Below are 20,828 nucleotides of genomic sequence, written 5' to 3'. Positions count from 1 at the left end.
CCGGCTGCGGGCGACCGGCTCCGAACGCCCGGCAGGTCCGCCCTACTCGGGCTTGATGCCGATGTCGCGGATCAGCACCGACCAGCGCGGCAGCTCGGCGCCCACGAAACGGCTGAAGGCGGCCGAATCGCTGCCCACCACCGTGAAGCCCTGCTCGCTGAGCTTGGCCTGCATATCGCGCTGGTCCAGCGCGGACCGGATCGAGGTGGAAAGCTTGTCGACCACGGCCTTGGGCGTCTTGGCCGGCGCGAAGACGCCGTACCAGGTCGAGACCTCGAAGTCCTTGAAGCCGGATTCGGCCAGCGTGGGGATCTGGGGCGCCTTGGGGTCGCGTTTCAGGCTGGTGATGGCCAGCGGGCGCACCTTGCCCGAGCTGATGTGCGGCAGCGCCACCGGCAGGTTCGCGAACATGTAGGGCACATGTCCGCCCAGCACGTCGGCAATCGCGGCCGATTCGCCCTTGTAAGGCACATGCGTCACCTTGGTGCCCACCATGTGGGCATACAGCTCTCCGGCGATGTGCTGCGGGCCGCCCTGGCCCGAGGAGGCATAGCTGAGCGCGCCGTTGCCGGCCTTCCGGATGTGGTCGGTGAGCTCGCCGACGCTCTTGACGTCGATCAGGGCGGGATTGACCACCAGGATCAACGGCATGGTGACCACTTGCGAGACCGGCGTGAAGTCCTTCTCGGGCGTGAAGGGCAACGTGGGAAACAAGGACGGCGCGACCACCATGGTGGACTGCGACCCCAGAAACAGCGAATAGCCGTCGGCGGGCGAGCGCGCCACGTTGTCGGCGGCGATCGTGCCCGTGGCGCCGGCGCGGTTCTCGACGACCACCTGCTGCCCCAGGTTTTCGGCCATCTTCGCGCCCACCAGGCGGGCCACGATGTCCGCGCCGCCTCCGGGCGCAAAGCCCACGACCATACGCAAGGGTTTGTTCGGGAATTCGTCGGCCAGCGCGATGGAGGATGCGGTGGCAAGCGCAATAGCCAGGCCGGCGGCGCCGGCCATGCGCGCCATGCGGCGCGCCTGCATACAGGGGTATTTCATCTGACGTCTCCGTGGGCCGTACTCCGGGGCGCCTGCGGGACCGCGCGGGAAGCGGCGATCAGGGCCCTGCGACGGCTCGTTGTGGTTTTGGGTGTCGCCAGGGCATTCTGGGCATAGCACTCCACACCAACAAGTACGTGGAAACGCAGTCAGAACATAATCTTTTTGAGGTGTTGAATCGTCGGGCTGCGCCCCAGCGACAGGCAGGACAGGAGGCCGGAAAAGTGGCCGGAAAATAGACCAGCTCCCGGCGCAGGGCAAAAAAAAACCACCCGGACGGGTGGTTTTGCAGGATCTGCGCGCAGGGCGCCCGCTCAGGCGAGCGCGCCCTGCGTCCATGCAGGAGGCAATCAGAACTGGTACGTGTAGGTAAGCTGCACGACGTCCAGGCCCGGATTCGGACGCTTGATGCTGGCGTTCGAGAAATGCGAATAACGCAGACCGATGCGGTTGTTCGGGGTGACCAGGAAGCCCAGGCCGACGTGGTCGCCGAACTGGAAGGCCGTGCTGATGTTTTCGTCGGCAAAGCGCGTGCTGGAAAACAGCGTGGCGCCGATACCCGCTTCGATGTAGAAGCGTTCACCGGTCCACCAGCGGAACATCGGGATGGCGCTGAATTGCCACACGTGGCCCGGCGAGCGGGAACCGTCGGCCTGCCAGTACGACGCACCGAATTCCGGCGTCAGATCAAGGCGTCCCCAATTGCCGCCAAATTGATAAGTCCAGAGCGAAGCGGTTTCGTAGTTGAGGGTCAGGCGCTTGTAGTGGTCGCCAATGCCGTAGTGCAGGCTCACGCCCCCCTGGGTGCCTTCGGACGACTGGGCGCTCGCGAAGGTGGCAACCCCTGCCAGGGCAAGGCCGGCAAGGCGCGTCAGCATTTTCTTCTTCGTCGACTGCATTGGAATAACTCCATGTGTTTCTGGACTAACGGGAGACCATAGCAAAATCCGGATCAACTGGCGTAGTGCCTGTCGCAATCTGGCAACAAATTGCCATGAAAAAGACTGTTCCGAAAATCGCGTGTTTCAGGCCTGCGATATCGCGCTAGGCGGCCTTAGCAAGCGCCGTTCCCGAGAACCGCGTCGCGCGCAGAAAAATGCCGCCGAAAGCACGAGGCTGCCGGCGGCATGTGTCACTGGACGGCCCGACCACTGGGGCCAGGCATCCAGGCAGCATTCTCAGGCGGTGACCACGTCCGCCGGCTGGTTGGTCAACAGGGCCAGCAGGCGGGCGATTTCCTCGCGCAGTTGGCGGCGGTCGACGACCATGTCGATCGCGCCCTTTTGCAGCAGGAATTCGGCGCGCTGGAAGCCTTCCGGCAGCTTTTCGCGGACGGTCTGCTCGATCACGCGCGGGCCGGCAAAGCCGATCAGCGCCTTGGGCTCCGCAATGACCACGTCGCCCATGAAGGCGAAGCTGGCCGACACGCCGCCCATGGTGGGATCGGTCAGCACGCTGATGAACGGCAGGCCGGCCGCCGACAGGCGGGTCAGCATGGCGTTCGTCTTGGCCATCTGCATCAGCGACAGCAGGCTTTCCTGCATGCGCGCGCCGCCGGAAGCGGCAACGCAGATGAAGGGGGTCTTGTTGTCCAGGGCGGCCTGCGCGCCGCGCGCGAAGCGCTCGCCGACCACCGAGCCCATGGAACCGCCCATGAACTCGAATTCAAAGCAGGCCAGCGTGGCGGGCACGCCGCGGATCGAGCCGCTCATGACCACCAGCGCGTCGGTTTCGCCCGTGGCCTTGACGGCCTCTTGCAGGCGCTCGGGATACTTGCGCGTGTCCTTGAACTTCAGCGTGTCGACCGAACGCGTGGTCTGGCCGATTTCGACGCGGCCTTCCATGTCGAGCAGCGAATCGATGCGGGCGCGAGCCCCGATCCGCATGTGGTGGTCGCACTTGGGGCAGACGTGGAGGTTGGCTGCCAGGTCTTCGCTATACAGCACCGATTCGCACGACGGGCATTTCACCCACAGGCCTTCGGGAACGCGGCGGGCGCCGCTGTCGCTGGTTTTATTGATGCGAGGAGGCAGGAGTTTATCGATCCAGCTCATTGATTATTCATCCCGTTTGAGATCGCGCCCGGCCGCTCAGGCCGACGCGTTCTCGCGTTTGACTTGATCCAGCGCCTGCCGGATGGTGCGCAGCCAGCCGCTGGCGGCGGCGACTGCGGCGTCGGTTTGCTGGGCAGCCGGCGCATTGGCGACCGCCTGTTCCATGGTTTCGATCAGTTTGCTGCCGATGACGACCGCATCGGCAACGCGCGCCACGCGCTGGGCGCTTTCGGCATCGCGGATGCCGAACCCAACGCCGACCGGGATGTCGCGCACGTGGCGGCGGATCACGGCGACGCGCTCGGCGACGTCGTCGGTGTTGAGCGAGCCGGCGCCCGTCACGCCCTTGAGCGAGACGTAGTAGACATAGCCGCGCGCCACGCCGGACACGGCCTTGATGCGGTCTTCGGTGGACGTGGGCGCCAGCAGGAAGATCGGCGCAATGCCGTGCCCGCCCAGCGTGGCGGCGAATTCGATGACTTCTTCGGGCGGATAGTCCACGACCAGCACGCCGTCCACGCCGGCCTGCGCGGCACGGCTGGCGAATTCCGCCTGGCCCATGCGCTCGATGGGATTGGCGTAGCCCATCAGGACCACGGGCGTGTCGGTGTCGCGCTGGCGGAATTCGGCCACCAGGTCGAGCACACGCGCCAGGCCCACGCCCTGCGCGATGGCGCGGTCCGCGGCGCGCTGGATCACGGGGCCGTCGGCCATCGGATCGGAGAACGGCACGCCCAGTTCGATGACGTCGGCGCCGGCCTGGACCAGCGCGTGCATCAGGGGAACCGTGGCGGCGGGGGAAGGATCGCCGGCGGCGATGTAGGGAATCAGGGCCGCGGCGCGGCCGGATTCAGCGGTGCGCGCGAAAGCCGCGGCGATGCGATCGGTGCGGGTTGTCATGGTGTCAGAGCTCGAGGCCGGCGCGTTCGGCGACGGTATGCATGTCCTTGTCGCCCCGGCCCGACAGATTGACCAGGATCACGGCGTCGCGCGGCAGCGTGGCGGCCAACTTCACGGCGTGGGCGATGGCATGGGAGGATTCCAGGGCCGGCATGATGCCTTCGATGCGGCAGCAGTCGTGGAAGGCCTTCAGGGCTTCGTCGTCCGTGATGCCCACGTATTCGGCGCGGCCCGAGTCCTTGAGCCAGGCGTGTTCGGGACCCACGCCGGGATAGTCCAGGCCGGCGGAGACGGAATGCGTTTCCTGGACCTGGCCATCGGCGTTCTGCATGACATAGGTGCGGTTGCCGTGCAGCACGCCCACCTGGCCGGCGGCCAGCGATGCGGCGTGCTTGCCGCTGTCCATGCCTTCCCCGGCAGCCTCGACGCCGATCAGGCGCACGTTTTCATACGGGATGTAGGGATGGAAGATGCCCATGGCGTTGGAACCGCCGCCCACCGCCGCCACCACGTAGTCGGGCTGGCGGCCGATGGCCTCGGGCATCTGCGTCAGGCATTCGTTGCCGATCACGGTCTGGAAGTCGCGCACCATGCGGGGATAGGGGTCCGGACCCGCCACCGTGCCGATGATGTAGAACGTGTTTTCGATGTTGGTGACCCAGTCGCGCATGGCTTCGTTCAGCGCGTCCTTCAGGGTGCGCGAACCGGAGGTCACGGGCACCACCGTGGCGCCCAGCAGCTTCATGCGGTAGACGTTGGACGCCTGACGGCGCACGTCTTCGCTGCCCATGTACACCACGCATTCCATGCCGTAGCGGGCCGCCACCGTGGCGGTGGCCACGCCGTGCTGGCCCGCGCCGGTCTCGGCGATGACGCGCGGCTTGCCCATGCGCTTGGCGAGCAGGGCCTGGCCGATACAGTTGTTGACCTTGTGGGCGCCGGTGTGGTTCAGGTCTTCGCGCTTGAACCAGATCTGGGCGCCGCCCACGAGCTCGGACCAGCGGCGGGCGTGATAGACCGGACTGGGCCGGCCCACGAAATGCTTGAGTTCGTAGTTGAACTCTTCCAGGAAGGCGGGATCGACCCGGCAACGGTCGTAGGCCGCGCGCAGCTCGTCGAGCGCGTGCATCAGCGTTTCCGCCACGAAAACACCGCCATAAGGCCCGAAATGGCCCTTGGCATCCGGAAAGTCGTAAGGTTTCACCAAAGCATCTCCCCCGGAACGCGGATAGGCCAATGCCCGCCGCAAATCCGGTTTGCAACCCGTCATTTTACCTGACGCGGGCGGCACCGGCGCGCCGCCCGCCCCTGGGGCGTCCCGCTCCTCAGAGCGACTGCCCCATGCGCCGCAGGAAGGTCTCGCACGCGGCGAGCTGGTCCAGGGCCACGTATTCGTTGGGCTTGTGGGCCTGTTCGATATGGCCGGGGCCGCAGACCACCGTGGGGATCCCGATGCCCTGGAACAGGCCGGCCTCGGTGCCGTAGGCGACCTTGCGCGTGGCGCGGTCCTCGGTCAGGGCGCGCACGAGCTGCGTGATGGCGGCTTCTTCCGAGGCTTCCAGCGCGGGCGCAGCGGCGCCGGTCTCGATGTCGATGCGGGCGCCGTCGAATTCGGCCTGCATGCGCGGGAGGAGTTCTTCGCGCACGTATTTTTCGACTTCGGCCTGGATGTCGTCGGGGCGCATGCCCGGCAGGTTGCGGAATTCGTAGGTGAATTCGCAGAGTTCAGGAATGGTGTTGACCGCGATGCCGCCCCGGATCTGGTTGGTGGTCATCGTGGAGAACGGCACGTCGTAGAACTGGTCGTAGGGCCCGTTGGCCTTGAAGCTGTCGGCCAGGTCGCGGATGCGGCAGATGAGGCGGGCGGCGTACTCGATGGCGTTGCAGCCGCGCGGCGTCAGCGACGAATGGGCCGCCTTGCCGTGGACCTTGCAGCGAAAGAGATTGATGCCCTTGTGCGCCACCACCACCTGCATGCCGGTCGGCTCGCCGACCACGCAGCCTTCGGGACGGATGCCGCGCTCGAGCAGGTCGGCCAGCATGTACGGCGCGCCCGCGCAGCCGACTTCCTCGTCGTAGGAGAACGCCAGGTGGATGGGCTTCTTGCGGGGCATGGCCATGAATTCCGGCACCAAGGCCAGCGATCCGGCGATGAAGCCCTTCATGTCGCAGCTGCCGCGCCCGTACAGCAGGCCGTCCTTTTCGACGAGCTTGAACGGATCGGTGCTCCAGTCCTGGCCGTCCACGGGCACCACGTCGGTGTGGCCCGACAGGACGATGCCGCCCTGCTGGTTGCCGTCCTGGGCGGGCAGCGTGGCGAACAGGTTGGCCTTGGTGCGCTCGGGGTTGTGCGCGAGCCAGGCATCGACGCCCTGGCCCTTGAGCCAGTCACGGACGGTTTCGATCAGGGCAAGATTGGAATTGCGGCTGGTGGTGTCAAAGCCAACCAGCGTTTCCAGCCAGGTGCGCGCGTTCATGTCACTACTCTCGTGGGGAAAAGACGCAGTGTAAAGCCAGCGGGCGCCCGCGTCGCGGACGGCCTGCGGGACCGTCCTCGCGGTAAACGCCTAGAATGTCGGCCGCATTTGACGAGCCCCCCAAGGAGAACCCGTGCAGCACAAAGCAGTCCCCACACGCAACATCGTGGCAGCAGTGATAGGCAACGCCCTCGAATGGTATGACTTCCTGGTGTTCGCGTTCATGACGCCGATCATCGCCAAGCTGTTCTTTCCCACCGATCCCAGCATCCCCGGCAGCGAACTGAACGCCATCCTCATGACCACGGCCATCTTTGGCGTGGGCTTTTTCATGCGCCCGGTGGGCGGCATCATCCTGGGCCTGTACGGCGACCGCAAGGGCCGCAAGGCCGCGATGGTGATGGTGACCTCGCTGATGGCCGTGTCCATCGCGCTGATCACGGTCGCCCCGACCTACCATGCCGCCGGCATCCTGGCGCCCATCTTCATCCTCATCGCGCGCCTCTTGCAGGGGTTCTCGGCGGGCGGCGAATTCGGCACCTCGACGGCGCTCTTGATCGAAATGGCGCCCAATGGCCGGCGCGGCTTCTACGGCTCGTGGCAGATGGCGGGCCAGATGCTGGCGCTGCTGATCGGCGCGGGCTGCGGCACGCTCATCACCGAGTTCTTCACCGAGCAGCAGATCGCCGACTGGGCATGGCGCCTGCCTTTCGCGTTCGGCCTGGTCATTGTGCCGATCGCCATCTATATCCGCCGCAACGTCGACGAAACGGATGTCTTCAAGCAAATGAAGGAAGCCGACCGCCAGGCAGCCGCGCGGGGCGAGGTGCAGCGCCTGACGCTGGGCCAGATGCTGCGCACCCACACGCGCGAGACGCTGATCGGCGTGGGCCTGGTGGTGACGGCCACGGTGTCCATCTACATCACGTTCACGTATCTGGTGACCTACTCCACGCAGATCCTGAAGCTGCCGCTGAACCACACCTTCCTGGTGCAGATGGCGGGCGCGGCCCTGATGGTGCTGCTAACCCCCTTCATGGGCGCCTGGTCCGACCGCATCGGCCGCCGCCCGCTGGTGATCGGCTCGCTGATCGGCTATCTGATCGTGCTGTACCCGCTCTACTTCTGGCTGTCGGACGCGCCCTCGATCGGCCGGTTGCTGACCGTGCAGGTCGTTGTCTGCATTTTCGTGTCGGCCTTTTTTGGCGTGTTCAGCACGGTCATGGCCGAACTGTTCCCCGCGCGCGTGCGCTCGGTGGGCCTGTCGCTGGCCTATAACGTCGCCGTGATGATCTTCGGCGGTTTCGCGCAGTTCATCGTGACCTGGCTGATCAAGACCACGGGCTCGCCCATGGCGCCCGCCTACTACGTGATGTTTGGCGTGGCCCTGGGCCTGGTCGCCGCCTTCTACATGCGCGACCGCGCGCACGAGAAGCTGGAACACTGACGCGCGGCGGGCCCCCGGCCCGCTCCGGCGACCGCGGGACAGGATCTGGCGGCGGCTCGCGCCGCCGGATCACAGCCTAGCGGCGCACCGCCGACGACACGCCCTGCACCTCGGCCAGGGCGTCCAGCGCGCGGGACAGGGATTCCCCGCCGCGCACTTCCACCGTGAACACCATGTGGGCGAGCGACTGCTTGCTCTGCGTGTTCACGCCCACCACGTTCAGGCGCAGCCGCGCGAAGACTTCGGACAGGTCGCGCAACAGGCCTGAACGGTCGTGCGCGCGCACGCTGATGTCCACCGGGTAGAAGGTGTCGGCCGTTTCGCCCCACGCCACCTCGATGACGCGTTCCGGCTCGCGGGCGGCGAGCGCCAGGTAGCTGTGGCAATCGCGGCGGTGGATGGACACGCCGCGCCCCCGCGTCACGAAACCGGAGATGGCATCGGGCGGCGCGGGCCGGCAGCAGCGGGCAAGCTGCGTGAGCAGCGATCCCACGCCCACCACCAGCACGCCGCTCTTGCCGCTTTTCTCGGCGCTGCCCGCGCTGGCGTGGCGCAGCGCGGCGGGCTGGGGTTCCGTGGCCGGTCCCGGCTGCTGGAACAGCGCGTCGATCTGCCGCAGGCTGAATTCTTCCTTGGCGGCCGCGACGTAGAGATCGTCGGCGCGGGCAAAGCCCAGATTCTGCGCGAGTTGCTCCAAGTTGACCGCGGTCTTGCCCAGGCGCTGCAGCTCTTTTTCGACCAGGGCCTGGCCCTGCGTGATGCGCTGCTGCAGCTCGATCGCGTTGAACCACATGCGCACCTTGGCGCGGGCGCGCGGGCTGGCCAGAAAGCCCAGTTGCGGATTGAGCCAGTCGCGCGACGGGCCGCCGGACTTGGCGGAGAGGATCTCCACGGTCTGGCCGGTGGACAGGCGCGTCTGCAGCGGCACCATCTGGCCGTCGACGCGCGCGCCCCGGCAGCGATGGCCCAGGTCGGTATGCAGGTGATACGCGAAATCCACCGGCGTCGCGCCCGCGGGCAGCTCGATCACGCGCGCCTGCGGCGTCAGCACGTAGATGCGGTCGTCGCCCGGCGCGGGCGCCGCGACGGCGCCGCGGCCCTTGCCGGAGGGGGCCTTGCCGGACGGGGACTTGGCCGGTTCCGGCGCCGCGTCCGCGCCCCCTTCGACCTCGCTGTTCCAGGCGAGCAACTGACGCATCCACGCAAGCTGCCGGTCGTATTCGCTGGAGGCGGCCACCTGCCCGCCCTTGGCGCCAGCTTCCTTGTAGCGCCAATGCGCGGCCATGCCGTATTCGGCGAACTGGTGCATCTCGCGCGTGCGGATCTGCACTTCAAAGGGACGGCCGTCGTCGTCGGCCACCACCGTGTGCAGGGACCGGTAGCCATTGGGCTTGGGACGCGAGATGTAGTCGTCGAACTCGTCGGAGAGCGGCGTCCACATTTCATGGACCATGCCCAGCGCCGTATAGCAGGCGCGCACGTCCTCCACGATGACGCGCAGCGCGCGCAGGTCGTACATCTGGGCGAAGTCCAGGCGCTTGACGCGCATCTTGTTCCAGATGCTGTAGATGTGCTTGGGACGCCCGCTGACTTCGGCGTCGATGCCGCCCTTGGCCAGCGCCTGCTGCAGGCGCGCGATGGCCCCGGCGATGAAGGCCTCGCGCTCGACCCGCTTTTCTTCGAGCAGGCGGGCGATCTGCTTGTATTTTTCGGGCTCCAGGAAGCGGAACGACAGGTCTTCCATTTCCCATTTGATCTGCCAGATGCCCAGCCGGTTGGCCAAGGGGGCATACAGGTCCAGGGTTTCGCGCGCAAAGCCCGGCGAGCATGGCGCCTTGCTTTCGGCGTGCCAGCGCAGCGTGCGCAGCCGCGAGGCCAGGCGCATCAGCACGATGCGCAGGTCGGCCGCCATGGCCAGCAGCATCTTGCGCTGCATTTCCTTCTGCGAGCCGCTTTCCGCGGCCACGTCGCTGGCCTGGCGGGCCACCACGCCCAGCCGCAACAGCGCATAGGTGCCCTGCACCAGACGGGCGATCTCCGCCCCGAATGCCGTGGCGATGGGGTCATTGCGCAGGGACGGCGCGGGGGCCATCAGGTCGGTGGGCAAGGCGGCCAGCAGCGCGGCGGCGCGCGTGGCGGCGTCGGTGTGCAGGCCGGCCAGGATACGGACCACGCCGGCGCCGTGTTCTGCCAGCGGCTCGCCCGTAAGCGCCTGCTGCCCCTCGAAGCGAGGCACGGCCCACTGCACCGCACGGTCGATCAGCGCCAGGCCGTCGTCATCCAGCCCGGCTCCGGCTTGCTGCCGCCAGGAAGCGTCGAATGGCGAAGGCGCATCGGGAACAGGCGGGGCGGACATAACGGACGTAGCGCAGGGGGTTTGGTTGAATATCCCGACACTCTACACTAGGCATCAGTCACCCTGAACCCACTGCCGCATCGCGGCATATCGTAGGAACCAAAGCTTATGTTGCGCTGGCTGAAGGGCCGGGGCGCCCGCCCGTCCGCGGTGGCCGACATGCAGGCCCGCATCCCGCCCGAACTCTGGAGGCAGGTGCTGGACGCCTACCCATTTTTGGCGGCGCTGACCCCCGACGAAACCGCCCAGTTGCAGGCGCGGGCCGCCTGGCTGCTGGCCAGCAAGACCATCAACGGCGCGCAGGGCCTGGCGGTCTCGGACTTCATGCGGCTGTCCATCGCGGCGCAGGCCGGCCTGCCCATCCTGAACCTCGCGCCAGAACTGTACGAAGGCTGGGACGAGATCATCGTGTATCCGGCCAGCTTCCGCATCCCCCGGTCGCGCCAGGACGAGGACGGCGTCGTCCATGAATACATCGAAGACGCCGCGGGCGAGGCCTGGGAAGGCGGACCGCTGGTCCTGTCCTGGGAAGACACGCAGTTGTCCGAAGGCGGCTTCAATGTGGTCATCCACGAATTCGCGCACAAGCTGGACCTGCGTTCGGGCGATGCGGACGGCATGCCGTCGCTGGCGGCGCATCCCGAACTCGATCCGCGCGCCTGGCGCCGGGTGCTGGACGACAGCCTGGACCGTTTCATTGCCGCCGTCGACGCCGTGGAAGCCGCCATTCCGCGCGACGTGGACCCGGAAAGCGAGGACGCGGACGCCTGGTATGGCCAGTTGCCCCTGGACCCGTATGCCGCCACGGACGAAGCGGAGTTCTTTGCCGTCAGCTCGGAACACTTCTTCGTCGACCCCCACCCCATGCAGCAGGCCCTGCCCGAGTGGTATGCCCTGCTGCGGGCTTACTACCGGCAGGACCCGGCGGAACGTTACGCATGAAACAGCTGCTGATCGTCTGGCATTCGCGCACCGGCGCGGCGCAGCAGATGGCCCAGGCTGCGGCGCGCGGCGCGGCGGCGGCGGCCGCGGCCCTGGAACAGGCGGACGATCTGCGGATCGAACTGCGGCGGGCGCAGGACGCCGATGCCGATGCGTTGCTGGCCAGCCAGGGCTATCTTTTCTGCGCCCCCGAGAATCTTGCCAGCCTGAGCGGCGAGATGAAGGAATGCTTTGACCGCAACTACTACGCCGTGCTGGACCGCATCCAGGGCCGCCCCTACGCCGCCATGATCAGCGCCGGCAGCGACGGCTCGGGCGCGGCGCGGCAGGTCGAACGCATCTGCACGGGCTGGCGCCTGACCGCCATCGCGCCGGCGCTGATCGTCAACATGGGCGCGCAGACCGCCGCCCAGATCCTGGCGCCCAAGACGGTGGCGGCCGCCGACCTGGCCCGCTGCGAGGAACTGGGCGGGCTGCTGGCGGGCATGGTGTTGATGGGCGCGTAGGGAAGTCGCGCGGTGTGGCACGGTGGGCACGGTGGGCACGATGTCTGACACCTGGACACCTGGTCCTGCCGCCTTGCGCTGCGCGACAAAAAAGCCCTCGGCACGTGCGCCAGAGGGCTTTTTTCGCTGCGCCGGCCGCAGCCGGCCATGGCCGCGCAATCAGAGGGCGGCCGTCACCACGATCTCGACCTTGTAGTCGGGATTGGCCAGGCGGGCCTCGACGGTGGCGCGCGGAGGCGAATTGCCGTCGGCGACCCACGCATCCCAGGCCTTGTTCATGCCGTCGAATTCCTTCATGTTGGCCACGTAGATCTGGGCCATCAGGATCTTGGTCTTGTCGGTGCCGGCTTCGGCCAGCAGGCGGTCGATCGTGGCCAGCACTTGCTCGGTCTGGCCGGTGATGTCCAGCGTGGCGTCGTCCGGCACCTGGCCCGCCAGGTAGGCAACGCCGTTGTACACGGCCATGTCCGACAGGCGCTTGGCCACGTGAAAGCGCTTGATGCTGCTCATGAAAATTCCCCTAGAGTCGAGTGGAGTGGGTGGAACTGGGCAAACATGCCCGCGCGCAGACGCCTCGGCGTCGTCAGGCGGGCGGCAACTGGAACACCTGGCGCAGGTAGGCCAGGTAGGCGGGATCGTCGCACATCGTCTTTTCTGGCGCGTCGGACACCTTGGCCACCGGCTGTCCGTTGCAGCGGACCATCTTCATGACGATCTGCAGCGGCTCGTGGCCCAGGTCGTTGGTGAGGTTTGTGCCGATGCCGAACGACACCTTGCAGCGGCCCGAGAACTGGCGCGCCAGTTCGATGGCACGGGGAAAGGTCAGCGCATCCGAGAACACCAGCGTCTTGGCGCGCGGATCCACGCGGTTCTTGCGGTAGTGCTCGAGCAGGCGCTCGCCCCAGATGAAAGGATCGCCGGAATCGTGGCGCGCGCCGTCGAACAGCTTGCAGAAGTACATGTCGAAATCGCGCAGGAACGCATCCATGCCGTAGACGTCGGACAGCGCGATGCCGAGGTCGCCGCGGTATTCCTTGGCCCAGACCTCCAGCGCGAACACCTGCGAATCCCGCAGGCGCGGCCCCAGCGCCTGGCACGCCTGCAGGTATTCATGGCCCATGGTGCCCAGCGGTAGCACGTCATGTTCCTTGGCGAGCAGCACGTTGCTGGTGCCGGCAAAGTGCGGCCCCATCTCGGCCTTCATGGTCGAGACGATCTCTTCGTGCCAGGCCTTGGAGAAGCGGCGCCGTGTGCCGTATTCGGCCACCCGGAAATCGGCCAGCGCGGGGTCGTCCAGCACCAGGTGCATCTTGGACTGCAGCCGCTTGCGGCCCTCTTCCCAGTCCGGATGCTTGCGCGTGTTGCGGAAATAGACCTCGTTGACGATGGCCAGCACGGGGATCTCGAACAGGATCGTGTGCAGCCACGGTCCCTTTACCTCGATGCTGATCTCGCCGGGTCCTTCGCCTTCGGCGATGTGGATGCAGCGCTCGGGCATGTGAAACAGGCCCAGAAAATCAACGAAGTCGCTTTTGATGAAGCGCAAGCTGCCCAGATATTTCAGTTCGTCTTCCGTGAAGCGCAACTGGCAAAGCTGGTGCACTTCCTGGCGGATTTCGTCCAGATAGGGGCGCAGGTCGACGCCCTGGGTTCGGCATTTGTACCGGTACTCGACCTGGGCAGCGGGAAAATGATGCAGCACCACCTGCATCATGCTGAACTTGTACAGGTCGGTGTCGAGCAGCGAAGTAATAATCATGATTGCGCGTTTCGTTTCGCGACACCATAGCATAGAGAACACGCCCTTCGGCACGATGGGCCACGCTGTCAATACGGGTATTGCCGGCACATCCGCGCGGCATTGGGTAAAATCGCACATCAAGACACATCTGCCGCCGATCCCCGGAGTTCCTGAATGACCCACGTAGTCACCGAAAACTGTATCAAGTGCAAGTACACCGATTGCGTAGACGTGTGCCCGGTGGACTGTTTTCGTGAGGGTCCGAATTTCCTCGTGATCGACCCGGACGAATGCATCGACTGCGCGGTCTGCATCCCCGAATGCCCCGCCAACGCGATCTACGCCGAAGAAGACGTGCCGCAGGACCAACTGAATTTCATCGCGCTGAACGCCGAACTTTCACCGGAATTCGCCAGCATCAGCCGCGCCAAGAAGCCCCTGCCCGACGCCGACGAATGGAACGGCAAGCAGGACAAGCTGCAATACCTGGAAAAGTAATCCGCAGGCGCCCGCCGCAACGCGGCCGGCGCTTCGTGCGATGCCCCGATGACCGACGATTCCAAATATACGCGCCAGACCATCACCAGCGTCCAGACCTGGGTGCCGGACAAACTCTTCTCCGTGCGCGTGACGCGGGATGACGCGTTTGCGTTCCTGCCCGGCCAGTTCGCCCGCGTCGGCCTGCCTGGCGCGGACGACCCCAGCGGTCCTCCCACGATATGGCGCGCCTACTCCATGGTGTCTGCGCCGCACGAGCCCTGGCTGGAGTTCTATTCGATCGTCGTCCCGGAGGGCCTCTTCAGCCCGCGCATGGCGCGCCTGCAGCCCGGCGATCCGCTCTATGTCGAAAAGGCGCCCTACGGCTTCCTGACGCTGGAACGCTTTGCCCCCGGGGGCGACCTGTGGCTGCTGGCCTCCGGCACCGGCCTGTCGGCCTACCTGTCCATCCTGCGCGACCCCGCCGTCTGGCGCGCCTACCGCCGCATCATCCTGGTGCACGGCGTGCGCACCGCGGCGGAACTGGCCTATCGCGACGAGATCGAGTCCTGGCGCCGCGATCCGGCCCTGGCCGACGTCTTCGCGGCCGATCCCGGCAAGCTCGTCTACCTGCCCATCGCCACGCGCGAAGCCGTGCCCGGCATGCCGCAGGAACGCATCACCACGCTCATTGCCGACGGCCGCCTGGAGCAGCTTGCCGGCCAGCCGCTGGATCCGGAAACCGCCAAGGTCATGCTGTGCGGCAACCCGGCCATGTTGGCCGAGGCACGAAAATTGCTGGGTGAACGTGGGTTCAAACCGGGCCGCCGCGGCATCCCGGGCAACCTGGCAGTAGAAAACTACTGGTAGTGCCGTACGATCCGGCGTAGTGCATAAATCCTCCTTTTGGTATCACCGCAAGGCATGAAAGCCGCCCTAAACTGGTGCCAAACACATGACGGGTCGCTTTTTAGCAACAGAAACCGGGACTTTGCCCGACATTCTTCAGTCTGATTGGATATATCGATACGCCCCGGAGCAATAATCGGGGCACACGCTCGACCCAGAAGGACTTCCCCGAAATGCTGTACCAATTGCACGAAATGCAGCGCGCCTTCCTGACTCCGTTCGCTGCATTCACGGACGCCGGTTCTCAGCTGTTCTCCAGCCCCTACAGCCCGCTCGCCTATACCCCGATCTCGCGCCAGTTGGCCGCCGGGTATGAGCTGATGACCCGTATCGGCAAGGAATACCAGAAGCCCGCCTGGAACCTCCCCACCACCCAGATCGGCGGCAAGTCCGTCCGGGTGATCGAAGCCGTGGCCATGGACAAGCCTTTCTGCCGCCTGGTGCATTTCCAGCGCGACGTCCGCCTGGCCGGCAAGAACGACCCCAAGGTGCTGCTGGTTGCCCCGCTTTCCGGGCACCACGCCACCCTGCTGCGCGATACCGTGCGCGCCCTGCTGCCCAACCATGACGTCTACGTGACCGACTGGGTCGACGCCCGCATGGTGCCGCTGTCGGCCGGTCCGTTCCATCTGAACGACTACGTGCGCTACGTGCAGGACTTCATCCGCCGGCTCGGCCCCGACGTGCATGTCATTTCGGTCTGCCAACCCACCGTGCCGGTGCTGGCCGCCGTGTCCCTCATGGCTTCCGCCAACGATCCCTGCCAGCCGCGCAGCATGGTGATGATGGGCGGTCCCATCGACCCGCGCCAGTCGCCCACGCAGGTCAATCGCCTGGCCACGACCAAGCCTTATTCCTGGTTCGAGAACCAGGTGATCCATCCCGTGCCGCCCCGCTATCCGGGCGCGGGCCGCAAGGTCTACCCCGGGTTCCTGCAGCATGCCGGATTCATGGCCATGAATCCCGACCGCCACATGAAGTCCCATTACGACTTCTACCTGGACCTGCTGCGGGGCGACGACAGCGACGCCGAAGCGCATCGCCGCTTCTACGACGAGTACAACGCGGTGCTGGACATGCCGGCGGAGTTCTACCTGGACACGATCCGCATGGTGTTCCAGGACTTCTCGCTGCCCAGCGGCACCTGGGAAGTCGAAGGCAAGCGGGTGCGCCCGGCCGACATCAAGGACGTCGCCCTGTTCACCATCGAAGGCGAACTGGACGACATCTCGGGCCAGGGCCAGACGCGCGCCGCCATCGAGCTGTGCAAGAACATCCCGGCCGACCGCAAGTCGCATTACACGGCGCCCAATTGCGGGCACTACGGGATTTTCTCGGGCCGCCGCTGGCGCGAAATGATCTGTCCTAAAATTGCCGAGTTCATCCGGCAATCGGCATAAGGGCGGCAGCGCTCCGTCCGCCGGGCGGGGCACGGGCAAGCGCCCGGCGCCGCCGGCAGCCTGATCCGTATCCACGGGGCCCGAGCGGCCCTTTTTCCATTATTGGCTTTACATGTCCTGTCGCTCACTCGCCGACCGCGTTGACGCCTTGCTGCCCCAGACTCAGTGCACCAAGTGCGGTTACGACGGCTGCCGGCCCTATGCCGAGGCCATCGCCGAGGGCGCCGCGCCCATCAACCGCTGCCCGCCGGGCGGCGACGAAGGCATCGCCGCGCTGTCCGCGCTGCTGGACGTTCCCGCCCTGCCGCTGGATCTTTCCCGCGGCGAACCCGGCCCGCTGCTGGTCGCCCGCATCGACGAATCGCATTGCATCGGCTGTACGCTGTGCATCCAGGCCTGTCCGGTGGACGCCATCGTCGGCGCCAACAAGCACATGCACACCGTGCTGGACGACTGGTGCACCGGTTGCGACCTGTGCGTGGCGCCCTGTCCGGTCGACTGTATCCAGATGGTCCCGGCCGGGCGCGCCTGGACGGACCAGGACGCCGCGATCAGTCGCCAGCGCCATCGCAATCACCTGGCCCGCGCCGAGCGGCTGGCCGCCGACAACGCCCGCCTGATGGCGCCGGAAACGCCCGCCCCCGCCGCGCCCGCCGCCGACGACACGCAAAAGGAAGACCGCAAGCGCTCGGCCATCGAATCCGCGCTGGCCCGCGCCCGGGCCCGCCGCAATCCCACGCAGTCATGAACGCCGCCAAACGCCGAGAAATCTTCGCCCGCCTGCACGCGGCCAATCCCACCCCCACCACCGAACTGGAATACGCCACGCCGTTCCAGTTGCTGATCGCCGTGCTGCTGTCGGCGCAGGCCACGGACAAGTCGGTCAACATCGCCACGCGCAAGTTCTTCCCGCAGTACGGCACGCCCGAGACGCTGCTGGCGCTGGGCGAAGAAGGCCTTGCCGACTACATCAAGACCATCGGCCTGTTCCGCACCAAGGCAAAGAACGCGATCGCCACCTGCAAGATCCTGATCGAGCAGCATGGCGGCCAGGTGCCGCAAACCCGCGAGGCGCTGGAAGCCCTGCCCGGCGTGGGCCGCAAGACCGCAAACGTCGTGCTCAATACCGCGTTCGGACAACCGACGATGGCGGTGGACACGCACATATTCCGCGTCGCGAATCGCACCGGAATCGCGCCCGGAAAAAATGTGCTGGAAGTCGAGCTGAAACTCGAGAAATTCGTGCCCCGCGAATATCTGCTGGATGCCCATCACTGGCTCATCCTGCATGGCCGTTATGTCTGCGTGGCGCGCAAGCCCAAATGCCCGCAATGCGGCATCTCCGATCTCTGCGAATTCAAGCAGAAAACGCCCGCCTGAATCTTCCCGCATATTGCCGCGCTGCATTTCAAAGGCCCGCGGCGCGAACCAAAAACCGGGTTTTCCCTGGCCGTCGATCGCATGTCATCCTGATGACGGTCAATGCGTATTTGCTGCATCGCATTTCCATATTGGAAAGGCTTTCTTCCCATGTCGGCACAGCATTGTCGGCATGCCGACAATTGGCCTTTCCGCAGTGCAAAACCTATGACAAACCCTCATGGAATTTTGATTGCGACGTCCGCATACTCGCCGGCAACTCATAAGAAAACTGTGCACGCAGACAGTTTTCCAACCCTGCGGGGGCCTGACGCAACGACGCCAGGTGGAGACCATATAAATACAACGCTGGTGCAGCGAACATGGATGACACAATCCTGGAGACAAAAGGCCTCACCAAGGAATTCCGCGGCTTCGTCGCGGTCAATGGGGTCGATTTGCGTATCAAGCGGGGCGAGATTCATGCCTTGATCGGGCCTAACGGCGCGGGCAAGACCACATGCTTCAACCTGCTTACGAAATTTCTCTCTCCCACTTCGGGAAGCATCAAGTTCAACGGTATCGACATTACCGGCGAGCGGCCAGCGCAGATCGCCCGGCGCGGCATCATCCGTTCATTCCAGATCTCGGCCGTGTTCCCGCACCTGACCGTGCTGGAGAACGTGCGGATCGGGCTGCAGCGCAAGACGGGCCTGTCATATCACTTCTGGCAAAGCGCCAAGCGCCTGGACGTCCTGAACGAGCCGGCCCGCGCGCTGCTCGAACAAGTGGACCTGGGCGACTTCGCCGACGAGACCACCGTCAATTTGCCGTACGGCCGCAAGCGCGCGCTCGAGATCGCCACCACGCTGGCGATGGAGCCCGAGCTCATGCTGCTGGACGAACCCACCCAGGGCATGGGCCACGAAGACGTGCATCGCGTCACGCAACTCATCAAGCGCGTCAGCGCCGGGCGCACCATCCTCATGGTGGAACACAACATGAATGTCGTGTCCTCCATTGCCAACACCATCACCGTGCTGGCGCGCGGTTCGGTGCTGGCTGAAGGTTCCTACGCCGAAGTCTCCCGCCATCCGGCCGTGATGCAGGCTTACATGGGCACGACCGACGGCGAACTTCAAGGAGCGCACGCATGAGCACCCCCGCACTCGAAATCTCGGGACTGCATGCCTGGTACGGGGAATCGCATATCCTGCACGGCGTGGACATGCGCGTGGGACAGGGCGAGGTCGTCACGCTGCTGGGCCGCAATGGCGCCGGCCGCACCACGACGTTGCGCGCGATCCTGGGCCTGACCGGCTCGCGCAAGGGTTCCGTGCGCATCCACGGCACCGAGGCCATCGACCTGCCCACCTACAAGATCGCCCACCTGGGCGTGGGCTACTGCCCCGAGGAACGCGGCATCTTCGCCAGCCTTTCGTGCGAAGAGAACCTGCTGCTTCCGCCCGTCGTGGGCTCGCTGGGCGGCGGCATGTCGCTGGCCGAGATCTACGACATGTTCCCCAACCTGCTGGAGCGCCGGAATTCCCCGGGCACGCGCCTGTCGGGCGGCGAACAGCAGATGCTCGCCGTCGCGCGCATCCTGCGCACCGGCGCGAACCTGCTGCTGCTCGATGAGATCTCCGAAGGCCTCGCGCCCGTCATCGTGCAGGCGCTGGCCCGCATGATCACCGCGCTCAAGCAGCGCGGCTACACGATCGTCATGGTGGAGCAGAACTTCCGCTTCGCCGCGCCGCTGGCCGACCGCTTCTATGTCATGGAGCACGGCCAGATCGTCGAGCATTTCGAAGCGGCCGAACTTTCAGAAAAACAGGACACGCTCAACGAACTGTTGGGCGTCTAAAACAACCTGTCATCCGCCGGAACCCCGGCAAACACCACACCGTAGGGAAGAGGAGTCATCCCATGAAGCTGCACACCATCACTGCTGCACTGGCCATGGCGGGCCTGGGATTCGCGGGGGCAACCGCCCACGCTCAAGGTATCTCCGACGATGTCATCCGCATCGGATTCATCACCGACATGTCGGGCGTCTACTCCGACATCGACGGCAAGGCCGGCCTGGACGCGGTCCGCATGGCGATCGAGGATTTCGGCGGCTCGGTCAACGGCAAGAAGATCGAAGTGGTCTCCGCCGACCACCAGAACAAGGCCGACGTGGCATCGGCCCGTGCCCGCGAATGGTTCGACCAGCAGAAGGTCGATGTCATCATCGCCGGCACCAACTCGGCCACCAGCCTGGCCATGGCGGCCGTCGCCGCCGAAAAGAAAAAGCCGTTCATCGCGGTCGGCGCCGGCTCGTCCGACCTGACCAATGCCCAGTGTTCGCCCTACACCGTGCACTACGCCTACGACACCGTGGCGCTGGCGCGCGGCACCGGGTCGGCGGTGGTCAAGGACGGCGGCAAGAGCTGGTTCTTCCTGACGGCCGACTACGCCTTCGGCCACGCGCTGGAGCGCGACACGATGGCGGTCGTCAAGGCCAACGGCGGCGACGTGAAGGGCCAGGTCCGCGCACCGCTGGGCGCCTCCGACTTCTCGTCCTTCCTGCTGCAGGCGCAGGCCTCCAAGGCGCAGATCCTGGGCATGGCCAATGCGGGCGGCGACACCATCAACACGGTCAAGGCCGCCAATGAATTCGGCGTGACCCAGACCATGAAGCTGGCCGGACTGCTGGTGTTCATCAACGACGTGCACTCGCTCGGACTGGAAGCCACCAAGGGCATGTACCTGACCGATGGCTGGTATTGGGACCAATCCGACGCCTCGCGCGCCTGGGCCAAGAAGTTCGAGTCCAAGGTCGGCCGCAAGCCGTCCATGCTGCAGGCGGGCGACTACTCGTCGGCGACCTTCTACCTGAATGCCGTCAAGGCGACGGGTTCGGACAACGGCGACGACGTCATGAAGTGGATGAAGTCGAACAAGGTGAACGATTTCTTCGCCCAGGGCGGCTTTGTGCGCGAAGACGGCCGCATGATCCACGACATGTACCTGATGCAAGTGAAGACCCCGGCCGAGTCCAAGGGTCCGTGGGACTACTACAAGGTGGTGGCGACGCTGCCCGGCGACGAGGTCTACACCAAGTTGTCCGAATCCACCTGCAAGCTGGTCAAGAAATAAACCAGCCGATGTGATCCCGGCGGCGGTCCGGGCAGACAGCCCGGCCGCCTTCATCCTGACTAGCTCGCT

At 65.8% G+C, this 20,828-nt stretch carries 20 protein-coding genes; 11 read left to right on the top strand and 9 right to left on the bottom strand.

Going from position 1 to position 20,828, the window contains the following annotated elements; all coding sequences use genetic code 11:
* Window positions 1–42: 42 nt before the first annotated feature.
* From BXA00_RS15850 to argE, 6 genes are all read right to left on the bottom strand, one after another.
* Window positions 43–1,050: a tripartite tricarboxylate transporter substrate binding protein gene (locus BXA00_RS15850; RefSeq protein ID WP_076519367.1), complete on the bottom strand. Its 1,008-nt coding sequence runs from the start codon at window positions 1,048–1,050 to the stop codon at window positions 43–45.
* Window positions 1,051–1,400: 350 nt separating this feature from the next.
* On the bottom strand, window positions 1,401–1,949 hold the full coding sequence (locus BXA00_RS15845) for an acyloxyacyl hydrolase (protein ID WP_076519366.1): 549 nt from the start codon (window positions 1,947–1,949) through the stop codon (window positions 1,401–1,403).
* Between the two features lie 279 nt (window positions 1,950–2,228).
* Window positions 2,229–3,104: an acetyl-CoA carboxylase, carboxyltransferase subunit beta gene (gene accD, locus BXA00_RS15840; RefSeq protein ID WP_076519365.1), complete on the bottom strand. Its 876-nt coding sequence runs from the start codon at window positions 3,102–3,104 to the stop codon at window positions 2,229–2,231.
* Window positions 3,105–3,140: 36 nt separating this feature from the next.
* A complete protein-coding gene (gene trpA / locus BXA00_RS15835; RefSeq protein WP_076519364.1) occupies window positions 3,141–4,004 on the bottom strand; it encodes a tryptophan synthase subunit alpha in 864 nt (287 codons plus the stop codon).
* Window positions 4,005–4,008: 4 nt separating this feature from the next.
* The gene (gene trpB / locus BXA00_RS15830; protein WP_076521966.1) at window positions 4,009–5,208 is read right to left on the bottom strand and encodes a tryptophan synthase subunit beta; all 1,200 of its coding nucleotides are present in this window, start codon (window positions 5,206–5,208) and stop codon (window positions 4,009–4,011) included.
* A 121-nt stretch (window positions 5,209–5,329) separates the two neighbouring features.
* Window positions 5,330–6,481 (bottom strand): acetylornithine deacetylase, encoded by a 1,152-nt coding sequence (argE, locus tag BXA00_RS15825; protein WP_076519363.1) that lies wholly within the window; start codon window positions 6,479–6,481, stop codon window positions 5,330–5,332.
* A 133-nt stretch (window positions 6,482–6,614) separates the two neighbouring features.
* On the opposite strand from argE, the gene BXA00_RS15820 reads away from it, so the two are divergent.
* Window positions 6,615–7,928 carry an MFS transporter gene (locus tag BXA00_RS15820; RefSeq protein WP_076519362.1) on the top strand — a complete coding sequence of 438 codons (1,314 nt, stop codon included), beginning with the start codon at window positions 6,615–6,617 and terminating at the stop codon, window positions 7,926–7,928.
* Between the two features lie 76 nt (window positions 7,929–8,004).
* Here BXA00_RS15820 and BXA00_RS15815 read toward each other — a convergent pair whose 3' ends face one another.
* On the bottom strand, window positions 8,005–10,284 hold the full coding sequence (locus BXA00_RS15815; protein WP_076519361.1) for a bifunctional (p)ppGpp synthetase/guanosine-3',5'-bis(diphosphate) 3'-pyrophosphohydrolase: 2,280 nt from the start codon (window positions 10,282–10,284) through the stop codon (window positions 8,005–8,007).
* Window positions 10,285–10,392: 108 nt separating this feature from the next.
* Here BXA00_RS15815 and BXA00_RS15810 point away from each other — a divergent pair, with 108 nt between their 5' ends.
* Both BXA00_RS15810 and BXA00_RS15805 read left to right on the top strand, forming a co-directional pair.
* Window positions 10,393–11,226, top strand: coding sequence for a zinc-dependent peptidase (locus BXA00_RS15810; RefSeq protein WP_076519360.1), 834 nt, complete (start codon window positions 10,393–10,395; stop codon window positions 11,224–11,226).
* Window positions 11,223–11,732, top strand: a complete 510-nt coding sequence (locus BXA00_RS15805) for a flavodoxin (RefSeq protein WP_076519359.1) — start codon at window positions 11,223–11,225, stop codon at window positions 11,730–11,732. The genes BXA00_RS15810 and BXA00_RS15805 overlap by 4 nt, the downstream gene beginning before the upstream one ends.
* A 159-nt stretch (window positions 11,733–11,891) precedes the next feature.
* Here BXA00_RS15805 and BXA00_RS15800 read toward each other — a convergent pair whose 3' ends face one another.
* A complete protein-coding gene (locus BXA00_RS15800; protein ID WP_076519358.1) occupies window positions 11,892–12,242 on the bottom strand; it encodes a RidA family protein in 351 nt (116 codons plus the stop codon).
* 73 nt (window positions 12,243–12,315) lie between these two features.
* Window positions 12,316–13,491 carry a nicotinate phosphoribosyltransferase gene (pncB, locus tag BXA00_RS15795; protein WP_076519357.1) on the bottom strand — a complete coding sequence of 392 codons (1,176 nt, stop codon included), beginning with the start codon at window positions 13,489–13,491 and terminating at the stop codon, window positions 12,316–12,318.
* Between the two features lie 156 nt (window positions 13,492–13,647).
* On the opposite strand from pncB, the gene fdxA reads away from it, so the two are divergent.
* From fdxA to BXA00_RS15755, 8 genes are all read left to right on the top strand, one after another.
* A complete protein-coding gene (fdxA, locus tag BXA00_RS15790; RefSeq protein ID WP_006389264.1) occupies window positions 13,648–13,971 on the top strand; it encodes a ferredoxin FdxA in 324 nt (107 codons plus the stop codon).
* 48 nt (window positions 13,972–14,019) lie between these two features.
* Window positions 14,020–14,820, top strand: a complete 801-nt coding sequence (locus tag BXA00_RS15785) for a ferredoxin--NADP reductase (protein WP_076519356.1) — start codon at window positions 14,020–14,022, stop codon at window positions 14,818–14,820.
* Window positions 14,821–15,032: 212 nt separating this feature from the next.
* Window positions 15,033–16,259 carry a polyhydroxyalkanoate depolymerase gene (locus tag BXA00_RS15780; protein ID WP_076519355.1) on the top strand — a complete coding sequence of 409 codons (1,227 nt, stop codon included), beginning with the start codon at window positions 15,033–15,035 and terminating at the stop codon, window positions 16,257–16,259.
* A 112-nt stretch (window positions 16,260–16,371) separates the two neighbouring features.
* A complete protein-coding gene (rsxB, locus tag BXA00_RS15775) occupies window positions 16,372–17,007 on the top strand; it encodes an electron transport complex subunit RsxB (RefSeq protein WP_076519354.1) in 636 nt (211 codons plus the stop codon).
* Window positions 17,004–17,639, top strand: a complete 636-nt coding sequence (gene nth / locus BXA00_RS15770; protein ID WP_076519353.1) for an endonuclease III — start codon at window positions 17,004–17,006, stop codon at window positions 17,637–17,639. Before rsxB ends, nth begins: the two co-directional genes overlap by 4 nt.
* A gap of 362 nt (window positions 17,640–18,001) precedes the next feature.
* A complete protein-coding gene (locus BXA00_RS15765) occupies window positions 18,002–18,775 on the top strand; it encodes an ABC transporter ATP-binding protein (RefSeq protein ID WP_076519352.1) in 774 nt (257 codons plus the stop codon).
* Entirely contained in the window at window positions 18,772–19,482 is a 711-nt protein-coding gene (locus tag BXA00_RS15760) for an ABC transporter ATP-binding protein (protein WP_076519351.1), read from the top strand. Before BXA00_RS15765 ends, BXA00_RS15760 begins: the two co-directional genes overlap by 4 nt.
* 62 nt (window positions 19,483–19,544) lie before the next feature.
* Window positions 19,545–20,759: an ABC transporter substrate-binding protein gene (locus BXA00_RS15755; RefSeq protein ID WP_076519350.1), complete on the top strand. Its 1,215-nt coding sequence runs from the start codon at window positions 19,545–19,547 to the stop codon at window positions 20,757–20,759.
* The last annotated feature ends 69 nt before the right edge of the window (window positions 20,760–20,828 follow it).

Source organism: Achromobacter sp. MFA1 R4, assembly GCF_900156745.1.
Classification (GTDB): Bacteria; Pseudomonadota; Gammaproteobacteria; order Burkholderiales; family Burkholderiaceae_B; genus Achromobacter.
This window is presented reverse-complemented; position numbering and strand designations above follow the sequence as displayed.

Bases quoted from the DNA above. Each gene is read 5' to 3' on its own strand.
- BXA00_RS15815 (WP_076519361.1), bottom strand. From the start codon at position 10,284: ATGTCCGCCCCGCCTGTTCCCGATGCGCCTTCGCCATTCGACGCTTCC.
- BXA00_RS15755 (WP_076519350.1), top strand. From the start codon at position 19,545: ATGAAGCTGCACACCATCACTGCTGCACTGGCCATGGCGGGCCTGGGA.
- BXA00_RS15810 (WP_076519360.1), top strand. From the start codon at position 10,393: ATGTTGCGCTGGCTGAAGGGCCGGGGCGCCCGCCCGTCCGCGGTGGCC.
- rsxB (WP_076519354.1), top strand. From the start codon at position 16,372: ATGTCCTGTCGCTCACTCGCCGACCGCGTTGACGCCTTGCTGCCCCAG.
- BXA00_RS15845 (WP_076519366.1), bottom strand. From the start codon at position 1,949: ATGCAGTCGACGAAGAAGAAAATGCTGACGCGCCTTGCCGGCCTTGCC.
- pncB (WP_076519357.1), bottom strand. From the start codon at position 13,491: ATGATTATTACTTCGCTGCTCGACACCGACCTGTACAAGTTCAGCATG.
- BXA00_RS15785 (WP_076519356.1), top strand. From the start codon at position 14,020: ATGACCGACGATTCCAAATATACGCGCCAGACCATCACCAGCGTCCAG.
- BXA00_RS15780 (WP_076519355.1), top strand. From the start codon at position 15,033: ATGCTGTACCAATTGCACGAAATGCAGCGCGCCTTCCTGACTCCGTTC.
- fdxA (WP_006389264.1), top strand. From the start codon at position 13,648: ATGACCCACGTAGTCACCGAAAACTGTATCAAGTGCAAGTACACCGAT.
- trpA (WP_076519364.1), bottom strand. From the start codon at position 4,004: ATGACAACCCGCACCGATCGCATCGCCGCGGCTTTCGCGCGCACCGCT.
- BXA00_RS15800 (WP_076519358.1), bottom strand. From the start codon at position 12,242: ATGAGCAGCATCAAGCGCTTTCACGTGGCCAAGCGCCTGTCGGACATG.
- BXA00_RS15805 (WP_076519359.1), top strand. From the start codon at position 11,223: ATGAAACAGCTGCTGATCGTCTGGCATTCGCGCACCGGCGCGGCGCAG.
- BXA00_RS15760 (WP_076519351.1), top strand. From the start codon at position 18,772: ATGAGCACCCCCGCACTCGAAATCTCGGGACTGCATGCCTGGTACGGG.
- accD (WP_076519365.1), bottom strand. From the start codon at position 3,104: ATGAGCTGGATCGATAAACTCCTGCCTCCTCGCATCAATAAAACCAGC.
- argE (WP_076519363.1), bottom strand. From the start codon at position 6,481: ATGAACGCGCGCACCTGGCTGGAAACGCTGGTTGGCTTTGACACCACC.
- BXA00_RS15850 (WP_076519367.1), bottom strand. From the start codon at position 1,050: ATGAAATACCCCTGTATGCAGGCGCGCCGCATGGCGCGCATGGCCGGC.
- BXA00_RS15765 (WP_076519352.1), top strand. From the start codon at position 18,002: ATGGATGACACAATCCTGGAGACAAAAGGCCTCACCAAGGAATTCCGC.
- nth (WP_076519353.1), top strand. From the start codon at position 17,004: ATGAACGCCGCCAAACGCCGAGAAATCTTCGCCCGCCTGCACGCGGCC.